The organism is Kitasatospora sp. NPDC028961, assembly GCF_055564815.1.
In genome coordinates, this window is sequence record NZ_JBVHVO010000002.1 from 500,674 (window position 1) to 521,457 (window position 20,784).

16 protein-coding genes and 2 pseudogenes are annotated in these 20,784 nt (G+C 72.3%); 9 read left to right on the top strand and 9 right to left on the bottom strand.

What is annotated here, in order from left to right; translation table 11 throughout:
* The first annotated feature begins 414 nt into the window (after positions 1 to 414).
* From ACZ4UX_RS06415 to ACZ4UX_RS06435, 5 genes are all read left to right on the top strand, one after another.
* Entirely contained in the window at positions 415 to 1,509 is a 1,095-nt protein-coding gene (locus ACZ4UX_RS06415; RefSeq protein WP_352292000.1) for a sugar ABC transporter substrate-binding protein, read from the top strand.
* A gap of 107 nt (positions 1,510 to 1,616) precedes the next feature.
* Positions 1,617 to 2,405 carry an ATP-binding cassette domain-containing protein gene (locus ACZ4UX_RS06420; RefSeq protein WP_329485943.1) on the top strand — a complete coding sequence of 263 codons (789 nt, stop codon included), beginning with the start codon at positions 1,617 to 1,619 and terminating at the stop codon, positions 2,403 to 2,405.
* Entirely contained in the window at positions 2,402 to 3,664 is a 1,263-nt protein-coding gene (locus ACZ4UX_RS06425; protein WP_465705813.1) for a sugar ABC transporter permease, read from the top strand. The genes ACZ4UX_RS06420 and ACZ4UX_RS06425 overlap by 4 nt, the downstream gene beginning before the upstream one ends.
* Positions 3,665 to 3,863: 199 nt before the next feature.
* A complete protein-coding gene (locus tag ACZ4UX_RS06430; protein WP_465705814.1) occupies positions 3,864 to 4,100 on the top strand; it encodes a hypothetical protein in 237 nt (78 codons plus the stop codon).
* Positions 4,101 to 4,283: 183 nt separating this feature from the next.
* Entirely contained in the window at positions 4,284 to 5,681 is a 1,398-nt protein-coding gene (locus ACZ4UX_RS06435) for a pyridoxal-phosphate dependent enzyme (protein WP_465705815.1), read from the top strand.
* 24 nt (positions 5,682 to 5,705) lie between these two features.
* Here ACZ4UX_RS06435 and ACZ4UX_RS06440 read toward each other — a convergent pair whose 3' ends face one another.
* The 4 genes from ACZ4UX_RS06440 to ACZ4UX_RS06455 form a co-directional block, all read right to left on the bottom strand.
* Positions 5,706 to 7,211 carry a GH1 family beta-glucosidase gene (locus tag ACZ4UX_RS06440; RefSeq protein WP_465705816.1) on the bottom strand — a complete coding sequence of 502 codons (1,506 nt, stop codon included), beginning with the start codon at positions 7,209 to 7,211 and terminating at the stop codon, positions 5,706 to 5,708.
* A gap of 86 nt (positions 7,212 to 7,297) precedes the next feature.
* On the bottom strand, positions 7,298 to 8,239 hold the full coding sequence (locus tag ACZ4UX_RS06445) for a carbohydrate ABC transporter permease (RefSeq protein ID WP_359835155.1): 942 nt from the start codon (positions 8,237 to 8,239) through the stop codon (positions 7,298 to 7,300).
* Position 8,240: 1 nt separating this feature from the next.
* Entirely contained in the window at positions 8,241 to 9,245 is a 1,005-nt protein-coding gene (locus tag ACZ4UX_RS06450) for a carbohydrate ABC transporter permease (RefSeq protein WP_465705817.1), read from the bottom strand.
* Positions 9,246 to 9,328: 83 nt separating this feature from the next.
* Complete coding sequence (locus tag ACZ4UX_RS06455) at positions 9,329 to 10,657, bottom strand: ABC transporter substrate-binding protein (protein WP_465705818.1); 1,329 nt, start codon at positions 10,655 to 10,657, stop codon at positions 9,329 to 9,331.
* Positions 10,658 to 11,243: 586 nt separating this feature from the next.
* On the opposite strand from ACZ4UX_RS06455, the gene ACZ4UX_RS06460 reads away from it, so the two are divergent.
* Positions 11,244 to 12,305 carry a LacI family DNA-binding transcriptional regulator gene (locus ACZ4UX_RS06460; RefSeq protein WP_359804485.1) on the top strand — a complete coding sequence of 354 codons (1,062 nt, stop codon included), beginning with the start codon at positions 11,244 to 11,246 and terminating at the stop codon, positions 12,303 to 12,305.
* A gap of 164 nt (positions 12,306 to 12,469) precedes the next feature.
* On the opposite strand, the gene ACZ4UX_RS06465 is transcribed toward ACZ4UX_RS06460, so the two are convergent.
* A complete protein-coding gene (locus ACZ4UX_RS06465) occupies positions 12,470 to 14,497 on the bottom strand; it encodes a glycoside hydrolase family 6 protein (RefSeq protein WP_465705819.1) in 2,028 nt (675 codons plus the stop codon).
* Positions 14,498 to 14,914: 417 nt separating this feature from the next.
* Positions 14,915 to 16,762, bottom strand: coding sequence for a cellulase family glycosylhydrolase (locus ACZ4UX_RS06470; RefSeq protein WP_465705820.1), 1,848 nt, complete (start codon positions 16,760 to 16,762; stop codon positions 14,915 to 14,917).
* A 503-nt stretch (positions 16,763 to 17,265) separates the two neighbouring features.
* Between ACZ4UX_RS06470 and ACZ4UX_RS06475 the strand changes: the two genes are divergently transcribed.
* Together ACZ4UX_RS06475 and ACZ4UX_RS06480 are read left to right on the top strand one after the other, a co-directional pair.
* Entirely contained in the window at positions 17,266 to 17,427 is a 162-nt protein-coding gene (locus ACZ4UX_RS06475) for a hypothetical protein (RefSeq protein ID WP_465705821.1), read from the top strand.
* 6 nt (positions 17,428 to 17,433) lie between these two features.
* Positions 17,434 to 17,946, top strand: a complete 513-nt coding sequence (locus ACZ4UX_RS06480; RefSeq protein ID WP_465705822.1) for an isochorismatase family protein — start codon at positions 17,434 to 17,436, stop codon at positions 17,944 to 17,946.
* A gap of 639 nt (positions 17,947 to 18,585) precedes the next feature.
* Here ACZ4UX_RS06480 and ACZ4UX_RS06485 read toward each other — a convergent pair.
* Positions 18,586 to 18,699, bottom strand: a pseudogene (locus ACZ4UX_RS06485) (SAM-dependent methyltransferase); the annotation flags it as partial.
* A 267-nt stretch (positions 18,700 to 18,966) separates the two neighbouring features.
* On the opposite strand from ACZ4UX_RS06485, the gene ACZ4UX_RS06490 reads away from it, so the two are divergent.
* Complete coding sequence (locus tag ACZ4UX_RS06490) at positions 18,967 to 19,398, top strand: VOC family protein (RefSeq protein WP_329485931.1); 432 nt, start codon at positions 18,967 to 18,969, stop codon at positions 19,396 to 19,398.
* A 70-nt stretch (positions 19,399 to 19,468) separates the two neighbouring features.
* On the opposite strand, the pseudogene ACZ4UX_RS06495 reads toward ACZ4UX_RS06490, so the two are convergent.
* Together ACZ4UX_RS06495 and ACZ4UX_RS06500 are read right to left on the bottom strand one after the other, a co-directional pair.
* Positions 19,469 to 19,798 (bottom strand): annotated as a pseudogene (locus ACZ4UX_RS06495) (transposase family protein); the annotation flags it as partial.
* A 537-nt stretch (positions 19,799 to 20,335) separates the two neighbouring features.
* Positions 20,336 to 20,755, bottom strand: coding sequence for a MerR family transcriptional regulator (locus ACZ4UX_RS06500; protein WP_465705823.1), 420 nt, complete (start codon positions 20,753 to 20,755; stop codon positions 20,336 to 20,338).
* Positions 20,756 to 20,784 lie beyond the last annotated feature (29 nt).

A 20,784-nucleotide genomic window follows, 5' to 3' on the forward strand; every position in this document is an offset into this window, starting at 1 on the left:
GGCACCGGCGGGCCCGCACGGTGATCCCGGCCGCCGCCGACGGAACGTCAGATCCTCAAGCCTTCCGTCCTGTTGATCTAAGTCTTGAACGCACGAAGCATTTTGCTCTGTTCTTGTCAAGAGTGCGACAGTCAGGGGATCGGCGACCGGCCCTTTGGATTCGCGGATCGATTCTCACGTTCGCACCAGGTGGTGAACGTCGAAGCGAAACCATATGTCCGTTCTGTCATGTCCTGCCAGATTGATACTCGGAGGTTCCTCCAAGCTTCAATGACGAGTAGGCGTTCACGAAGATAACGAAAAGATCTGAATCGTGAGGGCTTGGATTTACTTATTGACGTCATATGCCGAAGACGGATTAACTCCTCCCACCCCGCCGCAGCGCTGCGGCACCGTCACGGAGGCACTCCTCACATGAACGCAACGATGCGTCGCGTCGTCATTGGCACCGCCGCGGTCTCGATGGCCCTTTCGATGGCCGCCTGCGGCAAGGCCGGCAGTGACAAGAAGGACTCCGCGAGCTCCGGGGACAGCAAGTCCATCGGCCTGCTGCTCCCCGAGAACGCCTCCTCCACCCGCTACGAGTCCTTCGACCGGCCGTTCATCGAGGCCAAGGTCAAGGCGCTCTGCTCGGACTGCAAGGTGCAGTACAGCAACGCCGAGGGCAGCGCCGCCAAGCAGAAGCAGCAGTTCGACACCCTGATCGCCCAGGGTGTGAAGGTGATCATCCTGGACGCCTTCGACGCCAAGTCCACCCAGTCCTGGGTGAAGGAGGCGGCCGGCAAGGGCGTCAAGGTCATCGCCTACGACCGGCTCGCCACCGGCCCGGTCTCGGCCTACGTCTCCTTCGACAACGAGAAGGTCGGCGAGCTGCAGGGCCAGGCGCTGGTCGACGCGCTCGGCGCCAAGGCGGCCGACGCCAACATCATCATGATCAACGGTGACGAGGCCGACCCCAACGCCGCGCAGTTCAAGTCGGGCGCGCACAAGGTGCTCGACGGCAAGGTCAAGAAGGTGGTCTACGAGCAGTCCGGCGAGTGGAAGCCCACCGTCGCCGGCCAGAAGACCGGTGCCGCCATCACCCAGCTGGGCAAGGACGGCTTCCAGGCCGTCTACTCCGCCAACGACGGCATGGCGGGCGCCATCATCACCCAGCTGAAGGCCGCGGGCGTCAGCGTCCCGGTCGGCGGTCAGGACGCCGGCCTCGACGCCGTCCAGCGGATCGTCGCCGGGGACCAGGCCTACACCATCTACAAGGCCTACAAGCCGCTCGCCGACAGCGCCGCCGAGCTGGCCGTGAACCTCCTGCAGGGCAAGGACCTCAAGGCCGCGGCGCCGTCCACGGTGGACAGCGACACGGACAAGGGCATCCCGGCCAAGCTGCTGGAGCCCAAGGTCGTCACCAAGGCCAACATCAACGACACCGTCATCGCCGACGGCCTCTACAAGGCCGCCGACATCTGCACCGCGGACTTCGCCGCCGCCTGCACCACCGCCGGCGTCAAGTAGCGCGCCCGCCGGGCTCGAAGGCCACGGCGCTCCCCGTACCGCCCGGGGAGCGCCGGCCCTCCTGCCCGAAGGAACCCCACCCCACCCCACGCACTACCCCGCAGGAGATGGTTCACGTGACAGGCGCACCCGTACTGGCGCTGCGCGCGGTCTCCAAGCGCTTCGGCGCTGTCCAGGCACTCACCGATGTCGACCTCGACGTCCACGCCGGCGAAGTCGTCGCGCTGGTCGGCGACAACGGCGCCGGCAAGTCCACCCTGGTCAAGACGATCGCAGGAGTTCACCCGATCGACGAGGGTGAGATCACCTGGGACGGGCGCCCGGTCCGGGTCACCCGCCCCCAGGAGGCCCAGGCACTCGGCATCGCCACCGTGTACCAGGACCTCGCGCTCTGCGACAACCTCGACGTCGTCGCCAACCTCTTCCTGGGCCGCGAGCTGCGCCGCTTCGGCACGCTGGACGAGGTCGCCATGGAGCGGCGCGCCAAGGAACTGCTGGACACCCTCTCGATCCGGATCCCCAGCGTGCGGATCCCGATCGCCGCGCTCTCCGGCGGCCAGCGCCAGGTCGTGGCGATCGCCCGCGCCCTCGTCGGCGACCCGAGGATCGTGATCCTCGACGAGCCGACCGCGGCCCTCGGCGTCGAGCAGACCGCGCAGGTCCTCGACCTGGTCGAGCGGCTGCGCCAGCGCGGCCTCGGCGTGATCCTGATCAGCCACAACATGGCGGACGTACGGGCGGTCGCCGACACCGTCGCCGTCCTGCGCCTGGGCCGCAACAACGGGGTCTTCCCGGTCGCCGGCACCTCGCCCGAGGAGATCATCTCCGCCATCACCGGCGCCACCGACAACGCCGTCACCCGGCGTCAGGCACGTATCGCGGAGGAAGCGAAGTGAGCACCAGCCAGACCACCCCCACCAACGCCCCGGCACCGGTGGCCGACCCGCGTCTGCTGGTCCGCCAGGGCGGCGTCGCGGGCTACCTGGAGGAGTTCCGCCGCAAGATCAAGAGCGGGGACCTCGGCTCGCTGCCCGTCGTCATCGGCCTGGTCCTGATCGCGGTCATCTTCCAGAGCGTCACCGGCCACTTCCTCCAGGCCGACAACCTGACCAACATCACCAAGTGGATCGCCGGTCCCGGCCTGATCGCCGTCGGTGTCGTCTTCGTCCTGCTGCTCGGCGAGATCGACCTCTCGCTGGGCTCCATCGCGGGCGTCACCTCGGCCATCACCTCCGTCCTGGCGGTTCGTCAGGGCCTCAACGAGGGCCTGGCGATCCTGCTCGCCCTCGTCGCGGCGGTGGCCATGGGCGCCCTGCACGGCTTCTTCTTCGCCAGGATCGGCGTCCCCGCCTTCGTCGTCACCCTGGCCGGCATGCTCGCCTGGAGCGGTCTGCAGGACTACGTCCTCGGCAAGCTCGGCACCGTCAACAACATCAACGACGGCGTCGTCGCCAACCTGGACACCTACTTCCTGGGCGACGGCGACATCGCCTTCGCCTGGCTGGCGGCCGTCCTCGCGATCGTGCTGTTCCTCGGCGGCCAGCTCCTGGACGCCCGCCGCCGCACCACCGCCGGACTGCCCGCCCGCACCACCGGCGAGATAGCGCTGCGCACCGGCGCCCTCGCGGTGCTCGCCCTGGCCGGCGCCTACACCCTCAACCAGGACAGCGGCCTGCCGCTGCCGCTGGTCATCCTGCTCGGCGTCGTCGTGCTGACCGACTTCGTGCTGCGCCGCACCTCCTACGGCCGGCAGATCTTCGCCGTCGGCGGTGGCATCGAGGCCGCCCGCCGCGCGGGCATCAACGTCGCCTGGGTCCGCATCTCGGTCTTCATGATCTCGGCCGGCCTGGCCGGTCTCGGCGGCCTGTTCATCGCCTCCCAGCAGGGCTCGGCGGACAAGACGCTGGGCAGCGGCAACGTGCTGATGAGCGCCATCGCGGCCGCCGTCATCGGTGGCACCAGCCTCTTCGGCGGGCGCGGCAAGACCTGGTCGGCGCTGCTCGGCATCCTGGTCATCCAGTCCATCACCACGGGCCTGGACATGGTGCACGCAGCCCAGGCGATCCAGTACATGATCACCGGCGCCGTGCTGCTGGCCGCCGTCGTCCTGGACTCGGTCTCCCGTCGCACGCAGAAGTCCTCGGGCCGCGGCTGACCACCGCCCCTTGAACGGCCCGGTACCCACCCCCACGGGTACCGGGCCTCCGGCGTTCCCGGGCCCGGGCGGGCGCCGGACGGGCCGGGGCGCGGGACGTTCGTCCCTCCCGTCCGGGCCGGCCGCCCCGCACCCTGGAAGTGGAGCGCCGGCCCGTGGAGGCCGGCAGCACGCACCGAGAGAGGGAAACGCGGCCTTCATGTCCGACGAGCTGATCGTGCACCGCATGGTGGACGCCTTCTTCACCCACTGCCACGACTGTGACGAGCCGCGCGACCCGAACTGCCACCCCCGGGCGCACTGGCGCCTGTACCTGGACCTCGATCCGGAGACCGTCGGGCGGATCCGGCACTGGCTGCTGGACCCGGCGAACCCCACCGGCACCGTCGCCGACCGCGCCGTCCTGCTGAACTGGCTCGACACCCAGGAGGCGTGACCCGCCCGGCCGGGCCGGATCCTCGCGCGCCGGTCCTCTCGCCGGGTCCTGTCGCGCCGGGTCCTCTTGCGTCGGGCGATCGTGCGGTGAAAGCCTTTCGTCCCAGCGGTCGCAGGCGTTCGCCCGGGCCGTGGCGTACGCGGCAGTGGCCGCGCGCGGCGGGGTACCGGGGCAGGGAGTCGCATGACGGTTCACGAATCGGTGGTCGACGCGATCGGCGGGACGCCGCTGTTCCGGCTGGCCCGGCTCGGCGCCGGCCTCGCGACCCCCGTCTACGCCAAGGCCGAGTTCCTCAGCATCGGCGGGAGCGTGAAGGACCGCGCCGCGCTGTCGATGGTCCTGGCGGCCGAGCGGGACGGCCTGCTCCGGCCCGGTGGGACGATCATCGAGGCGACCTCCGGCAACACCGGGATCGGCCTCACCATCGTCGGCCGCCGGCGCGGCTACCGGGTGATCGCCTGCGTGGCCGACCGGTCCGCCGTCGAGAAGTCGGACATCCTGCGGGCGTACGGCGCCGAGGTGGTGCTCGCCCCGACCACGCTGCCGGCCGAGCACCCGGACCACCTGTTCAACGTGGTGCGCCGGCTCGCCGAGGAGATCCCCGGCGCCTGGCTGGCCAACCAGTACGACAATCCCGCCAACCCCGACGCGCACGTGCGGACCACCGGTCCGGAGCTCTGGGAGCAGACCGGGGGCCGGGTGACCCACTTCGTCGCGGGGGTCGGCACCGGCGGCACGATCAGCGGCACCGGCGCCTTCCTCAAGAAGGCCTCCGGCGGCGGCGTCACGGTGGTCGGCGCGGACCCGGAGTCCTCCCGCTACGGCGGTGGCGACGGCAGCCCCTACTTCGTCGACAGCATCGGCCACTTCCTGCACCCCGGCACGGCGGAGGACCGCTGGCCGGAGTCCTACCACCGCGAGGTCGTCGACCACGTCGAGCGGATCCCGGACCGCGAGTCCCTGCTGACCGCACGGCGGCTGGCCCGTGAGGAGGGACTGCTGGCCGGCCCCTCCTCGGGCACGGCGGTGGCCGCCGCGCTCCGGGTCGCGCGCGGACTCGGCCCCGACGACCTCGTCGTGGTGCTGCTGCCCGACTCCGGCCGGTCCTACCTCTCCAAGCTGTACAGCGACGACTGGCTGCGCCGGTGGGGGTTCCTGGAGGAGCCGCGGGGCGCCGACGAGACCGGGCCGACCGTCCGGTCCGTGCTGGACGGTCGGCCCGGCGGGCCGGTCACGGTCGCCTCGGACGCCTCGGTGGCCGACGCCCTGGCCGTGCTGCGCGGAGTGCCCGGCGGCGTCGCGCCGGTGGTGCTGGCCCGGCCGGAGCGCCCGTACGGGGTCAGCGCCACCGAGGTGCTGGGCTCCCTCTCCTCGGCGGCCGTCGAGCGAGCGGTCACCGAGGGCCGCGCCGCGCCGGACGGCCCGGTCACCGCCCTGCTGGGCCCCGCCCTGCCGACGGTCGGCGTCGGCCAGTCGCTCGCCGAGGCCCGGGAGTCGCTCGGGCCCGGCCAGGACGCCGCGCTCGTCCTGGTCGACGGCCGGGCCGTCGCACTGGTGCGGCGCGACGAGCTGGCCGGCTGAGGCCCGGGGCACCCGGCCCGACGCTCAGTCGATCCCGCCCCGGCGGATCACCTCCCCGTACCAGTGGGCGCTGGCCTTCGGGGTGCGGGCGAGCGTGTCGTAGTCGACGTGGACTGCGCCGAAGCGCTTGGCGTAGCCGTAGGCCCACTCGAAGTTGTCGAGCAGCGACCAGAGGTAGTAGCCGCGCACGTCGGCGCCGGCTTCGAGGGCGTGGTGGACGGCGGCGAGGTGGGCGCGGATGTAGGCGATCCGCCGGGGGTCGTCGACGCTGCCGTCGGGGCCGACCACGTCCTCGAAGGCCGCGCCGTTCTCGGTCACGAGGAGCGGCAGCCCGTGCTCCCGGTGCAGCGAGGTCAGCAGCTCGGTCAGGCCGGTCGGGTCGATCGGCCACCCCATGGCGGTGAGTTCGCCGGGCGCGCGGTGGAAGGTGACGTCGTCGGCGCCCGGCCAGGGGGAGTGCGGGCTCGCGCCGTGGCCGTCGTGGCGGGCCGTCGCGGCCTCGCCGTCGCGGGCTGCGGAGACCACCGTCGGCGTGTAGTAGTTCAGCCCGAGCAGGTCGATGGGCCGGGAGATCTCGGCGAGGTCGCCGTCGCGCACCAGGTCCGCCCAGTCGACCAGGTGGGCGGTGTCGGCCAGCAGGTCGTCCGGGTAGGCGCCGGCGAACATCGGACCGGTGAAGATCCGGTTGCCCACCGCGTCGATGCGCCGGGCCGCGGCGAGGTCGTCGGGGTGGCCGGTGAGCGGGCGGACGGCGTGCAGGTTGAGTGAGACGGCGATCTCGGCGGTCGAGGGCAGGGCGGCGCGCAGGGCGCCGACGGCGAGGCCGTGCCCGAGGTTGAGGTGGTGGGCGGCGCGGAGCGCGTCGGCCGGGCTGGTGCGGCCGGGGGCGTGGACGCCGGAGCCGTAGCCGAGGAAGGCGCTGCACCAGGGTTCGTTGAGGGTCACCCAGGTGTCGATCCGGTCGCCCAGGGCCTGTGCCGCGAGGGCCGCGTACTCGGCGAAGCGCTCGGCGCTCGCGCGCACCGGCCAGCCGCCGGCGTCCTCCAGGTGCTGCGGGAGGTCCCAGTGGTAGAGGGTGGCGACCGGCCGGATGCCGTGCTCCGCGAGCTCGTCGGCCAGGGCCCGGTAGAAGTCCAGGCCCCTCTCCAGGGCGGGGCCGCGGCCGGTGGGCTGGATCCGTGGCCAGGAGAGCGAGAACCGGTAGGAGGTGAGGCCGAGCCGGGCCATCAGCCGGACGTCCTCGCGGAACCGGTGGTAGTGGTCGACCGCCACGTCGCCGGTCTGCCCGCCGGCGGTCCGGCCGGGGGTGTGGCTGAAGGTGTCCCAGATCGACGGCGTCCGGCCGCCCTCGGCGGCGGCGCCCTCGATCTGGTAGGCGGCGGTGGCGGCGCCCCAGCGGAAGCCGGGCGGGAAGGCCCGGGCGGGGGGTTCGGCCGCGGTGCGGGCGGCGGGGGTGGAGGCGGGGGTGCGGGCGGAGGTGCGGGCCGCGGGGACGGCATCGGTGCGGGCGGGCGGCACGGTGGCGGTCATGGCGGGGATGCTCCCGGGAGGTGGTGGGCGGGGCGGGGGTCAGCGCTCGACGGCGGTTCAGCTCTTGACGGCGGCGTGGGGCGGGTTCAGCTCTTGACGGCGCCGGCGGTGATGCCCCCGACGATGTGCCGGCCCAGGACGGCGAAGAGCAGCAGCAGCGGCAGCGTGCCGACCAGGGCGCCGGTCATGATGACCGCCTGGTTGACTTCGTAGGCGCTGCCGCCGCCGATGGCGGACAACGCGACCTGGACGGTCGGGTTCTGCTGGGTCAGGACGACGAAGGGCCAGAAGAAGTCGTTCCAGGACTGCACGAAGACCAGCATTCCCAGCACGGCCATCGCCGGCCGGGCCACCGGCAGCACGACGTGCCAGACGATCCGCAGACTGTGCGCGCCGTCCACCCGGGCCGCCTCGATCAGCTCCACCGGCAGCGCCTCGGCGAGGTACTGCCGCATGAAGAACACCCCGAAGGCGGCCACCAGGGAGGGGAGCACGACGGCCTTCAGCTGGTTGCCCCAGCCCAGGTCGGTGATGATCCGGTAGAGCGGGATCACGCTGAGCTGCGGGGGGATGGTCATGGTGGCGACGACGACGGTCAGCAGGGCGCCCCGGCCGCGGAACGCCAGCTTGGCGAAGGCGAACCCGGCCAGGGTGGAGAACGCGACCGTACTCAGTGCGACGCAGCCCGCCACGACCGTGGAGTTGAGCAGCGCCCGGCCGAGGTCGGCCTGCTCCCAGGCGGTGGTGATGTTGGTCCACAGCGATCCGCCGGGCAGCAGCGGCGGCGGTGCCTGGGCCACCCGCTCCCCGGTGGAGGAGGCGGCGACGAAGGTCCAGTACAGGGGGAACAGCGAGAGCACGGCGGCGGCCACCAGGACGGCGTAGGTCAGCGGCCCGGCCTTGTCCTGCTCTCCGGCACCGGGCCGCAGCCGGCGCCGGACGGCGCGCAGCGCGCCCGCGAGACGGCCGGGAGCACGGTCGGCGGTGGACGGCCGCGCCGTCGGGGTGGGTTCGAGGGTGGTGGTCATCTCAGCGCCCCTGTCCGGCACGGCCCCGGCGGGCGAGCAGCAGTTGGACGGCGCCGATCAGCAACAGGATCAGCAGCATCGTCCAGGCGACGGCCGACGCGCGGCCCAACTGCCGGCTCGGCCATCCGAGTTCGTACATGTAGAGGCTCAAGGTCTGGAACTGGTGGGCCGATCCGCCGCTGACCCCGACACCGCCGCCGAAGAGCAGCGGCTCGCCGAACAGCTGGGTGGCCCCGATGGTCGAGACGATCACCGTGAACAGGATGGTGGGCCGGATGGACGGCACGGTGATCCGGGTGAACTGCTGCCAGCGGGAGGCGCCGTCCAGGCTCGCGGCCTCGTAGAGGTCCTTCGGGACGGCCTGCATCGCGGCCAGGTAGATCAGCGCGTTGTAGCCCGTCCAGCGCCAGGTGACGATGGTGGCGACGGCGATCTGGGCGGGCCAGGTGTCGGCGTACCAGTCCGTCCGGCCGACCCCCACCAGCGAGAGCAGCCAGTTGACCAACCCGTAGTCGGGGTTGAACAGTTGGACGAAGACCAGGGTCGCCGCCGCGATCGAGGTGGCGTAGGGCGCCAGGACCGCCACCCGCAGGAAGCCCCGGCCGCGCAGCCGGTAGTTGAGCAGGTGCGCCAGCCCGAGCGCCATCAGCAGCTGCGGCACGGTGGACAGCACCCCGATGGTGAAGGTGTTGAGCAGCGCGGTGCGGAACTGCTCCGTGCCCCAGAGCCGGGTGTAGTTGCCCAGCCCGCGCCACTCCATCGCCCCCGGGTCGAGCAGGTCGACCCGGTGCAGCGAGAGCCAGCCGGTCCACAGCAGGGGGAACAGGCCGAAGGCCGCGAAGCAGAGGAAGAAGGGCGCGATGTACGCGTAGGGCGAGGCCTTGAGGTCGAGTCGGTGCAGGCGCGAGCGCCAGCTGGGGGGCGGCGCGGCGGGGCCGGAGCGGCGCCCTGCGGGCGCGGGCCGGGGCGGGCCGCTGTCCGTCGCGGGCCGGTGGGTGGTGGCCACGGGGGAGTCCTTCCAGGGGTGGCGGGCCGGTCCGGTCCGGTCCGCGGACGGGCCCGGCACCGGAACGGCCGGAGGGGTGGCGCTCAGCCGTTGACCTTGTCGTCGATCAGCTTGGTGACGTTGCTCCAGGCCTTGGCCGGGTCGGTGCCGTGCTGCTCGATGTCGAGGATCCCGTTGTCCGTGATGACGGTCTTGACCGTGCCGTCCTGCTCACCGATCGGTGCCGGCGCGATGTTCTGTGCGGTGGCGGCGAAGATCTTCCCGGTCGGGGTGGTGCCGAAGTAGTCCAAGGTGGCGTTCTGGACGGCGGGTTGAGCCAGTGCCGCGGTGGTCGACGGCAGATTGCCGACCTTGGCGAAGACCTTGGCCTGCTGCTCGGGCGCGGTCAGCCAGGCGGCCAGCGCGGCGGCTTCCTTCTGGTGCTTGCCGGCCTTGGGCACCGTGAGGAAGGCGCCGCCCCAGTTGGAGGCCACCGGCGCCTGCGCGATGTCCCACTTGCCCTTGCCCGGGTCGCCGGAGTACTTGCTGATGATGCCGGTCATCCAGGACGGGCAGACCACGGTGGCGAACCGGGCGTTGCTGAAGGCGGTGTTCCAGTCGTCCTGGAACTGCCGCAGACCGGCGCTGATACCGGCGCGGGACGCGTCCACGGCGGTCGTCCAGGCCTTCTTCACCCCGGGGCTGTCCCGGTAGACGAGCTTGCCGGAGGCGTCCGAGTACTGCTGGGACTCCGCGGAGAGGGCCGCGTTGAAGAGGCCGCTCGCCGAGTCGGTGAAGAAGGTGCCGGCCGGGGCCTTGGCCTGGTACTGCTTACCGGCCTCGACGAACTTCGCCCAGTCCCCGCTCCACAGCTTGCCGACGGCCTCGCGGTCGGTCGGCAGTCCGGCCTGCTCGAAGAGGTCCTTGCGGTAGCAGACGGCCATCGGGCCGATGTCGGTGCCCAGGCCGATCAGGGCGCCCTTGGCGGTGGTGGCCTGCTTGGCCTTCCACGGCAGCCACGCGTCGGCCCGGACGCCCTCCGCCTTGGAGAGGTCGGTGAACTTGTCGCCGAGCGTGCCGGTGGCCTGCGCGATGTAGCCGACCTCGACGGCCTGGATGTCGTTGAGGCCGCTGCCGGAGGCCAGGTGGGTCGCCAGGGCGTCCCAGTACTTCTGACCGTCCTGGACGGTCTCGTACCGGATGGTGATCGAGGGGTGGGCGGCCATGTACTCGTCGTACAGGCCGGCTTCGCGGTAGCCGAAGGTGCCGAAGTCGCCGACGGAGAGCGTGACTTTGCCACCGCCGTCGGCGGCTGCGCCGGTGGCGGGATCGGCGTCGGAGCCGCCGGCGCAGCCGGTGAGCAGGAGGGCCGCGAGGGTCAGTGCGGTGGTGACGGGGACGGCCCGGCGGCGTGCGCGGGTGGTGGGACGCATGGGGTTCTCCTCGGTGCCTGTGCGTGGTGGGTGTGGCGGGAGTCTGGTGGTTGGTGGCCGGTGCTCCCGGGGGCCGGGTGGCCGGGTGGCCGGTGCTCCCGGGGGCCGGGTGCGGGTTTGCTCGGGCTTCGGCTCGGGCTCTCTGGTTCCGGCTCGGGCCCTGTGGTTCCGGCTCGGGCTCTGGTCCGGCAGTACTCGGCGGACGCGTGCGTGGTGCCCGGCCGGGGTTGATCAGTCAGTGATCCGGCAGTCAATCAGGCTCACTGGCAGGCTTGTTGATCGAGCGTCGGACAGCCCCTCCGGCTCCGGTCGGGCGTCGGAGGCTGGCCCCGGTGGCGGCGGGCCGCTAGGGTGGGCGCACTGTCGTGGGAGCGCTCCCAAGCACTAGGGGAAGGTTGCTGGGTGATCGGGTCGGGTGTCAAGGCGGATCGCGCCATCCGTTGCGGGAACGTGTCCTGCGGCGGGCGGCCCACCGGGCCGGCACCCGCCCCCTCGCGCCCGCGCCGCGGCCCGGTGGAGGAGGATGGTCTCCGGGGCGCCCGCCCGGCGTGGCGGCCCCCGTGGCGAGGTCTTGGAGAGGTGGACGATGGCACAGGCGGCGAGTGGGACGGCCGGCGCGTCGGGCAGTGGGTCACGGGGCTCGGCACGGCCGACCCTGGAGGAGGTGGCCGCCCTCGCCGGCGTGGGCCGCGGCACGGTCTCCCGGGTGGTCAACGGCTCGCCCCGGGTGAGCGACAAGGCCCGGGAGGCGGTCCAGGCCGCGATCGCCGAACTCGGCTACGTGCCGAACCGGGCGGCGCGGGCCCTGGTCACCTCCCGGACGGACGCCGTCGCCCTGGTCGTCCCGGAGGCGGAGACCAGGCTCTTCTCCGAGCCCTACTTCTCCGACATCATCAGCGGCGTCGCGGCCGAACTCAGCGAGACCGACATGCAGTTGCTGCTGATCCTGGTCCGCAACCAGCGCGAGCGCGACCGGCTGGCCGCGTACCTGTCGGCCCAGCGGGTGGACGGCGTGCTGCTCGTCGCGGTGCACCGGGACGACCCGCTGCCCGGCCTGCTGGAGAGCCTGGAGATCCCGTCGGTGCTGGCCGGCCGGCGCAACGACCACGAGGTCCTCAGCTATGTCCACGCCGACAACGCCGGCGGTGCGCGGATGGCCGTCCGGCACCTGCTGCGGCGCGGCTGCGGCCGGGTGGCCACCATCACCGGCCCGCTGGACATGGAGGTGGCGCTGGCCCGCCTGGACGGCTACCGCCGGGCCCTGGAGGAGGCCGGGCAGACGTACGAGGAGGACCTCGTCGGTCTGGCCGACTTCACCGAGGAGGGCGGGCGGCAGGCGATGCGGGCGCTGCTGGAGCGGCGGCCCGACCTCGACGCGGTGTTCTGCGCCTCGGACGTGATGGCCGCCGGGGCCATGCAGGTGCTCCGGGCGGCCGGCCGGCGGATTCCGGACCAGGTCGCGGTGATCGGGTTCGACGACTCGATCGTGGCCCGGCACACCGAACCGGCGATGACCAGCGTCCGCCAGCCGATCGAGGAGATGGGGCGGACCATGGCCCGGCTGCTCCTGGAGGAGATCGCCGGGCGGCACCGGGGCAGCCGGCAGGTGGTGCTGGCGACCGAGCTGGTGGTCCGCGACTCGGCCTGACGGGGGCCTGGCCGCGGCCCCGGCGCGCGTGCCGGCTTGGCGGGAGCCCCCTGTGCGGCGGGAACCCCCTGTATGGCGGGAACCGCTGACCGGCCGGAACGCCGGGCACAGCGCCGGTGCCGGCCCCGCCGTCGTGGCGGAGCCGACACCGGGCCGGTCGGGCGTCAGCTCGTCGTGCAGCTCAGCGTGGGCGCGGTGTTGCTGCCGGAGTAACCGGCGCCGAACCCGAAGGCGGTGCTCGCGCCCGCCGCCAGCGCGCCGTTGTACGGGGCGTTGGTGACGGTCACGCTCGGGCCGGACTGCGCGAGGACGCCGTTCCAGAGGTTGCTCACCTGCTGGGTGCCGCCCCAGGTCCAGGTCACCTTCCAGTGCGTGGCGGCGGCCGTACCGGTGTTGGTGACGGTGACGTCGGCGTTGAAGCCGCTGCCCCAGTCGCTGCCGACCCGGTAGGTCGCGGTGCAGCCGGAGCTCCCGCCGCCGCTGCCCGCGGCGGTGGTGACGGTGAGGGCCGCCGAGGCCGTCGAGGCATTGCCCGCCGCGTCACGTGCGACCACGGTGTAGCGGTAGGCGGTCGAGGCGGTCAGCCCGCCGTCGGTGTAGGTGGTGCCGCCGGCGCCCGTGGTGGACCCGACCGCCGTGCCGTTGCGGTAGACGTCGTACCCCGTGACCCCGACGTTGTCGGTCGAGGCCGTCCACGCCAGCGAGACGGTGGCGGCCGTGGTGGCGGTGGAGCGGAGCCCGGCCGGGGTGCTCGGCGGCGTGGTGTCGCCGGTGCCGCCGCCGGTCACCGGCGGGTAGGCGTTCTTCAGCAACTCCTGGAACTGGGCGGAGAACCAGGCCCCGGCCAGCGGCGCGCCCGGCAGGGCGCCGGAGAGGTGGAAGTTGTTGCGCGCGTTGCCCGTGTACGTCGGGTCGCACATCCGGTCGAAGCCCTTCCCCTCGTCGTTGGGGATGTACTGGCTGGCGCCGTCCGACTCGCCCGGGGGCTTCACCCACACGTAGGCGTCGATGCCCGGCTCGGGTGCGGTCCGCGGACGCTCGCCGAGGCCGGCCCCGGACTGGTTGCACCAGTTGCCGGTCTGGAACCGCCGGTCGGTCCGGCCGCCGTCCACGTAGCTGTCCACGCTGGTTCGGGCGCCCGGCCCGGTCGGGCGGGCCGCGCCGCCCCAGCCGTTGCGCGAGGTGTCGATCAGCATGCCGATGGCCGGATCGAACCCGGCGCTGACGGCCTTCTGCCGGAAGGCCTGGGCGTAGGAGAGTTCGTCGACGTAGCGGTTCCAGTCCACCCAGGCGCTCTGGCGCACCGAGGTGCCGTTCACCGAGTCGTCGATGGTGTAGTAGGGCTCCTTCAGGGCCGAGTAGTTGGCGGTGTTGACGATGAAGCCGTGCACGTTGGCGGTGGTGGAGCCGGCGGCCGTCGCGGCCTGGTGGAGGACGTCGACGGCGGGGCCGAGGTTGGAGTCCCAGCCGAGCCAGCCGTGGTGGCCGGCATCGACGTAGTTGTAGACGTTCGGGACGGCGCCCAGCTTGGCCAGTGCGTACCCGACGCCGTTCACGTAGTTGCCGTTGGCCTTCATGGTGTCGCACTGCGGGGTGGCGGTGGCGGTGCCGCCCGCGTTGGTGACCAGGTTCGGCAGCGAGTCGATCTCGACGGTGGTGACGATCCGCAGCCCGGCGTAGGCGGGATCGGCCAGCACGGCGGCGATCGGGTCGATGAACTCGGTCCGGTAGCGGCCGATCTCGGTCGGGCCGAGTTCGCCGTTGGAGGCGAGGGCGGCGCAGTCGCGGCCGGGGAGGTCGTAGACGACGAGCTGGACGACGAAGGGCTTGCCCGCCGCCTGCCGGACGGCGTTGTCGAGGTGTCCGCGCAGGCCCAGGTGGCCGGCGGTGCCGTTGATGGCGGCGATGCGGTCGAGCCAGACGGCGGTCGGCTGGCCCGCGACGGCGCTGCCGCCGGGTTCGGCGGCGGCGTTCGCGGCCCACTCGGGGTTCACGTAGACGCCTGCGCCGGCATAGGGATTGTCGACCCGGGCGGCCGGCGTTGAGGCCTCCGCCGGAGCGGCGGAGGCGGAGGCGGTGGCGACGGGCAGGAGGCTGGTGGCGCCGAGCGCCGCGACGGCGGCGAGGGCGCGCAGCCGGTGGAGTACGGGCCTGCGGCGGGTGCGTCCGCCGTTGTGGTGGCCGGAAGGCATGGGGGAGTCCTTTCGGGTGGGGGGCCCAGGGGTAAGGGCGCCGGTCCGGGGCGCTGGAGTGGGATCGCTCCCATCAGATGTGAGAGCGATCCCGGTGCAGGTTTCCGGCGGGTCGGCCGGGATGGTTGCCGAACTGCGGGAAGACCATCAATTCGGCTGCTGTGCGCGTGAGATGGAGTCAGACTCCGGCTCCCCGCTATCAACCCATGAACGCTCGGGGGCGTCAAGGCGTTCGACGCAAATGCGTGGGAGCGCTCCCGCAGAGGGGTCCGTGATGGTCCTCGGCGAGCGTCGGGTGGGTCTGGGTGGGCTGTCTGCGGTACGGCCCGGTGCCCGGTGCCCGGTGCCCGGTGCCCGGTGCCCGGTGCCCGGTGCCCGGTGGCTGGTGGCGCCGGGTGGGCGGAGGCCCTGCTGCCGTCAGGGCGTGACGGTGCACCTCGGCACCGGCGGGGAGGCGCCGAGCCGGCCGCTGCCCTGAAGGCCGAAGGTCGTCGAAGCGCCGGGCGCCAAGGCGCTGTTGTACGCCAGGCCGGTCGCGGTGACCGTGCTCGCCGACTGGGTGACGGCGGCGTTCCAGGTACCGGTCGGCTGCCACCCGGCGGGCCGGTCCCAGGCGGCCGTCCAGGTGCTACCGGCCCGGCTCCCGGTGTTGGTGACCGTCACGGTCGCGGTGAACCCGGTGTCCCACTGGCTGTCCGTGTGCCAACTGGCCGTGCAGCCGGTGGTGCCGGGAGGCCCCGCGGTGGTCACGGTGGTCGCCCCGGAGGCGGCCGAGACGTTCCCGGCGGCGTCCCGGGCGGTGACGGTGTAGGTGTAGGCGGTCGCCGGGGTGAGGCCGGTGTCCGTGTAGATGGTGCCCGTGACCGTGCCCACCAGTGTGGCGTCCCGGTGGACGTCGTAGCCGGTGACGCCCGTGTCGTCCTGGGAGGCGGCCCAGCCGAGGGTGGCGGAGGTGGCGGTGACAGCGGTCGCCGTGAGACCGGTGGGGGCCGTCGGCGACCGGGTGTCGCCGGCACCGCCGCCGGCGGCGAACCCCGGGGCCTTGACGGCGGTGAGGTAGCCGTCCTTCACCGTGTCCACGGTGGTCCAGTCGTCCTTGAGGATCCCGCCGGTGTCGCCCGAGTTCGGGTTCCAGGACCAGAACGTCCAGGAGAAGGCGTCCGCGCCCGCCTGCGCGGTGGGCCGCAGGTACTGGGTGAGCGCGGTCAGCCAGGTCCGGTCGGCGGCCGCTTGCAGGGTCGAGCCGAACTCGCCGATCCACACCGGCGCGATGTTCTGTCGGAACAGGTAGCCCCAGTTGGAGTCCCACACCGCGGGCAGGTTGGCGGGGAACGCCGGGTCGTCGAACCACGGTTGGCGCGCCACGCTCGTGGCGTACTCGTGCGCGGAGTAGACGAGGCGGTTCGGCACGCCCAGCCGGACCGGGTACGCCGCCGCACCGCGGAGGTTCCCGCCCCACCAGGTCGAACTGCCCTGGAAGCTCTGCACGCCCTCGACGAGGACGAGCAGCGAGGGGTTGGCCCCCAGGACGGCCTCGCCGCCGCGCTCGGCCGCCAGGCGCCAGTCGAGTGCCGGGTCGCCGCAGCCCCAACAGGCCGGATCGTGCGGCTCGTTGTGCAGGTCGATGCCGATGACGGTGGGGTTGCCGGCGTAGCGCGCGGCGATCGCCCGGAGGTCGGCGAGCCAGGTGCTCTCCGGGACGGCGCTCGTGTACCAGAGCGCCGACTGCCCAGCGGCGTCCGGGCGGTGGCGGTCGAGGATCACTTTGAGCCCGGCGGCTCCGGCCCGGTCGACGATCCGGTCCATCACCTGGAGCGAGGTCAGGCCCTGGAGGTCGGCGTTCATGCCGCCGGAGTGGTTGACGCCGGTCGGTACGGAGCCCCGGAAGAGGTCGTCGCTGTAGGGCAGGCGGATGGTGTTGAAGCCGAGGGCGCGCATCTGGTCGATCATGCTGCCGTAGTCGCGGGCCCAGAGGCCGTGCGGAACGTGGTCGGCTGTTTCGAAGCCGAACCAGTTGACTCCGGCGATCCGGACGGGTCGGCCGGCCTCGTCGAGCAGTTGGCGCCCGCTGGTGTGCCAGTAGCCGGACCCCGGGGTGGTGGCGCCGGTTGCTCCCGTCGCTGCGGGCGCTCCGGGCGCTCCGGGGGCGGGGGCGCTGGTCGGGGTGGTGGGGGCGGCGTGCGCGGGCGGGGCCGACAGGAGCACGGCCGCCGTGAGAGCGAGCGCCGTCACGATCCTGCGCAGGCGGCGTAGGGGGTGGGACACGTCGGTCTTCCTCTCCGAGGAGTGCGGCGGCGGTCCGGGCGGGCCTCCGCCGGTGGGCACCGGCCGGGGCGGAGCGGATGGTTCTTGTGGGTGGTTCTGAGGAGTGCGGGATGAGGAGTGCGGGAGCGCTCCCACCTTCAGGTGCGGGGAAGCTCCGGTGTTCTCGGGGTGGGGCGGCCGGTGCGGTGTCGTCGCTGGGTGGTGCGTCGCGGACGGAGGTGGGGACATCACCCCCCTGGGGCATGAGGCACCCACATCGCCGTCGATGCTCGGGACCGGGCGACGTTCACACCATGAAATCGACAACCCGCCGAGGGCGTCAAGGACGGCGTTGGCGTTCAACTCTTGTCGGCGGCCTGGCCGATGCCGTCCGACGGGTGCGGTCGGACGGCGTTGCGGCGGTTCGATCGGTTGCCCGGTTGCCCGGTTGCCCGGTTGCCCGGTTGCCCGGTTGCCCGGTCGGAAGGCACCTTGTTCGGCCGTCGCTCGTCAGGGCTCGTGTCGTGGCGTCGCGCGGCCTGCCGCTGTTGAGCGAGGCCGCCGACATCCTGCGGATGACCGACCACGACGTGGACGTCGAGTACGGGCGGTGGGTGCTGATCGAGGGATTACGGAGCGCGACCGCCCAGGAGCAGGCATCCGGCCACGGTGATCCGCTACCGTGATCCGCCATGCGAACCCTTGACTCCGGCCGGACGGCGCTCGTCCTGGTCGACCTGATGGACCGGATCGTCGCCCTGCCGCTGGCCCCGCACGCGGGGACCGAGGTGCTCAGGGCGTCGCTGGAACTGGCGGCGGCCTTCCGGGCAGCGGGTGCCCCGATCGTCGCCCTGCGCGTCGAGCGCCCGAACGTCGCCGAGCAGCCGCCCGGCAGTGGGCTGGTCGCGGAGGTGGCGGCGACGGCCGATGCCGTATTGGTGAAGCGCACCATCGGCGGGTTCCAGGACACCGGGCTGCACGACCTGCTCCAGGGGCGCGGCGTGGACACGCTGGTGTTCGCCGGCATCGCGACCAACCTTGGCGTGGAGTCGACCGCTCGGGCAGCCGCCGACCACGGCTACGAGCTGGTGTTCGTCGAGGATGCGATGGCGGCCCTGACGGAGGCGGAGCACCGGTCGGCGGTCGACCTCGACCTGCCCCGCTTCGGCGAGGTGGTGGCGCGGGAGGCCGTCCGTCTCTCGTGACCGCCGGGTGAGCCCCGGGCGGGGTCCGGTTGCGTGGCGGGCGTCCTCCCACCGTTCGGCGTACCGCTGGAGGGGCCCGTCACTGCCCGTGCCGAGCGTTGTGCTGTTTTCCGGATCCGTGCCGGGGAGTGGCCGCGGCGCGTCGCAGTGCTGCGCCGCCGGTATGAGGTCGGACCGGACCGGATCACGACCAGCGAGCCTTCTTAGAAAGGCTGTTGCCGCCGAGCGCCGAACCGGGTGTCCCGTGCTCCGGTGTCCAGGTCGGCCCGCAGATCCGCGGCGAACCGTTCGCGCGACTGCTCGTCGACGAAGCTCCACGCCGAGCACGCCTGTCGAGCACGCCTGTCGAGCACCGGGGTCGAGCAGCATCTCGAGGCGCGCGTAGGACGCCTCGTTGAAGCCGTCGGTGCAGTCGACGGGTATCGGCACCCGGGCCACCGACGCGGGTCCGCCGAGAGCCTCGGTCAGAGCCGTGATCGCCGGGTAGCGGCGCGCCTCGGTGTCCAGCACCTCCGGCGCGTACTCGTACAGCCAGAAGTCCCGGACGAGAGCGGGGTCGCAGGTCAACACGACGAGGGGGCCACGCGCCACCCGCCGCACCTCGCGCAGGCCCGTCGTGAGGTCTCTCCACTGGTGCACGCTGAAGGCGGTCATCGCCGCGTCGAACGCGTCGTCGCCGAACGGCAGCTTCTCGGCCACGGCATCGACGGCATCGACGGCGGCCGACAGGTGCGCGGGGCGCTGGGCACACATCGACGCCGACGGCCCGACCGCCGCCACCTCCAGCGTCGCCGACTCGTACGACCCCGCGTCGGCCCCGACATTGACCACGGTGCGCGCCCACCCAGGGCTGCGGAGATCGCCTGCTCGATCCTCGGCATCCGGCCGCCGGTAGGTGGCGTACCCGCCGTCTACCGTGCCGTAGTCCGCACCCCCGGCGCTGCCGTCCACCCCGCCGCCTGACCACCTGTGGACCACCTGACCTGCGGAGATGGGCAGCGCCCCTGTTATTGTGCGCCCATGTCAACGATCAAGCAGTTCCAAGTGGCCTTCGACTGCGCGGAGCCTGTGCGCCTCGCGGCCTTCTGGTGCGAGGTGCTGGGGTACGTCATGCCGGCGGTCCCGGAGGGCTTCGCCACGTGGGAGGAGTGCTTCCGCTCGCTGCCGCCCGAGGACGCGATCTACTTCGCGTGCACTGATCCCGCGGGTGTGGCTCCGCGCCTGCTCTTCCAGCGAGTCCCCGAAGGCAAGGTCGTCAAGAACCGGGTGCATCTCGATGTGCGGGCCGGCACCGGGCTCGTGGGTGACGAGCGCCTGGCCACGCTCGAGGCCGAATGTGCACGGCTGATGGCGCTCGGGGCGAAGCACGTGCTGACGCAGCGCGCCGATGGCGTCAACGAGTCGTGCATCACGATGCAGGACATCGAGGGCAACGAGTTCTGCCTCGCCTGATTCCTCCTCCGAGACTGCGAGGCGGGGAGCCCCCTCCCGGGAACCTTTCAGGTCGCGCATGCGGCGGGAGTCATCCCGTGAGACCGAGGTTGTGCAGACGGGCAACGTCGTGCATCGCGTGGCGCACACCGTCGCCTCTCAGGCGGCGGTCGCGCAGGATCGTCCAGGTCTTCCGGGCGAAGGCGTGCTCGACGCGGGCGCGGACCCGTTTGTGGTCGTGGTTGTGTTCGGCCCGCCAGTCGGTCAGTTCGCCGCCTCGGGGCCGGTGGTGCGGGATGACGAGGCCGGTTCCGGGGTAGCCGCCGTCGGCGATCGTGGGTGTCCGGCCGACGGCGGCCTTGACCCCAGATTCCTCCCATGCCCTGCAGTCGTTGCGGTTGCCGGGCAGGGGCCGACCGACGCGGCGCGGCTGCCTCACCAACTTGCCGAAGGCATGCGAGCTCAGTCCGGCGACGGGGCAATCCAGGACGGCTCAGACGCCGTGATAACACCAGCCACGGGCAAGACCACTTACGGGACGACTCTCAGTGGTCTGCGGCGGAAGTCCTTCGGGGGTTGACGCGAAGTCAGGTCATGTGCAGGGGGGCTGGGTCACAGGTCCGGGCCAGTGAGGTGGCGGTCCTACTTGGCGCTGGGGCGGTGAACGGGCCGGGCGGCTACTTCGGTGGCTGCCTGGACACCTTGACGACTGCCTGCGTGGCACCTTCGGCTACGCAGCCCCCGCAACCCTGCTCAGGCGAGACGCCGCGACCGCGCGCGAGTATCAATCCGCTGTCCCGCGCCCTGACGACGGATGGCCTAGCCGTACAACCCGTTCGCCGAGGCCCTCGACGTCCTGGCGGAGGGCGGCATGCACGTCACCCCGGCGTGATCCGGGATTCCGGGAAAGGCGCCTTTGCGAGAGAGGTGCGCCTCACTCCCTGAACAGCGGGAAAGTCTACCGAGGCAGTGTCGGCGACCAGAGCCCGACGGCTGTCCCGTCGCGAAGATGCTGCTCGTAGGTCACGACCTTGCCGTGGATGACGTCGAGGCTCGCGATCAGGGCGTCGATCCTGGCGCGTACGGCGCACTCGTGTTCGCGCAGCAGGGCGAGGCGGTCCGGCTCGTTGCCGGGGCCCGACCGGACCAGTTCCGCGAACCTCTTGATCGTGGCGATGGGCATGTCCGAGTCGCGGAGCCGACGGCACAGTACGAGCCAGTCCACGTCCGCCTGTTCGTAGATCCGCTGCCCGCCGCCGGTGCGCGGGATCTCGCGCAGGAACAGGCCCTCGCGCTCGAAGAACCGCAGCGCGTGCACGCTCATTCCGGTCAGCTCGGCGACTCTTCCGATGGGCAGGCCACCCGCGTCTTCGCTCATCGCAGCACCGTACCTTGACCTAGCGCGCG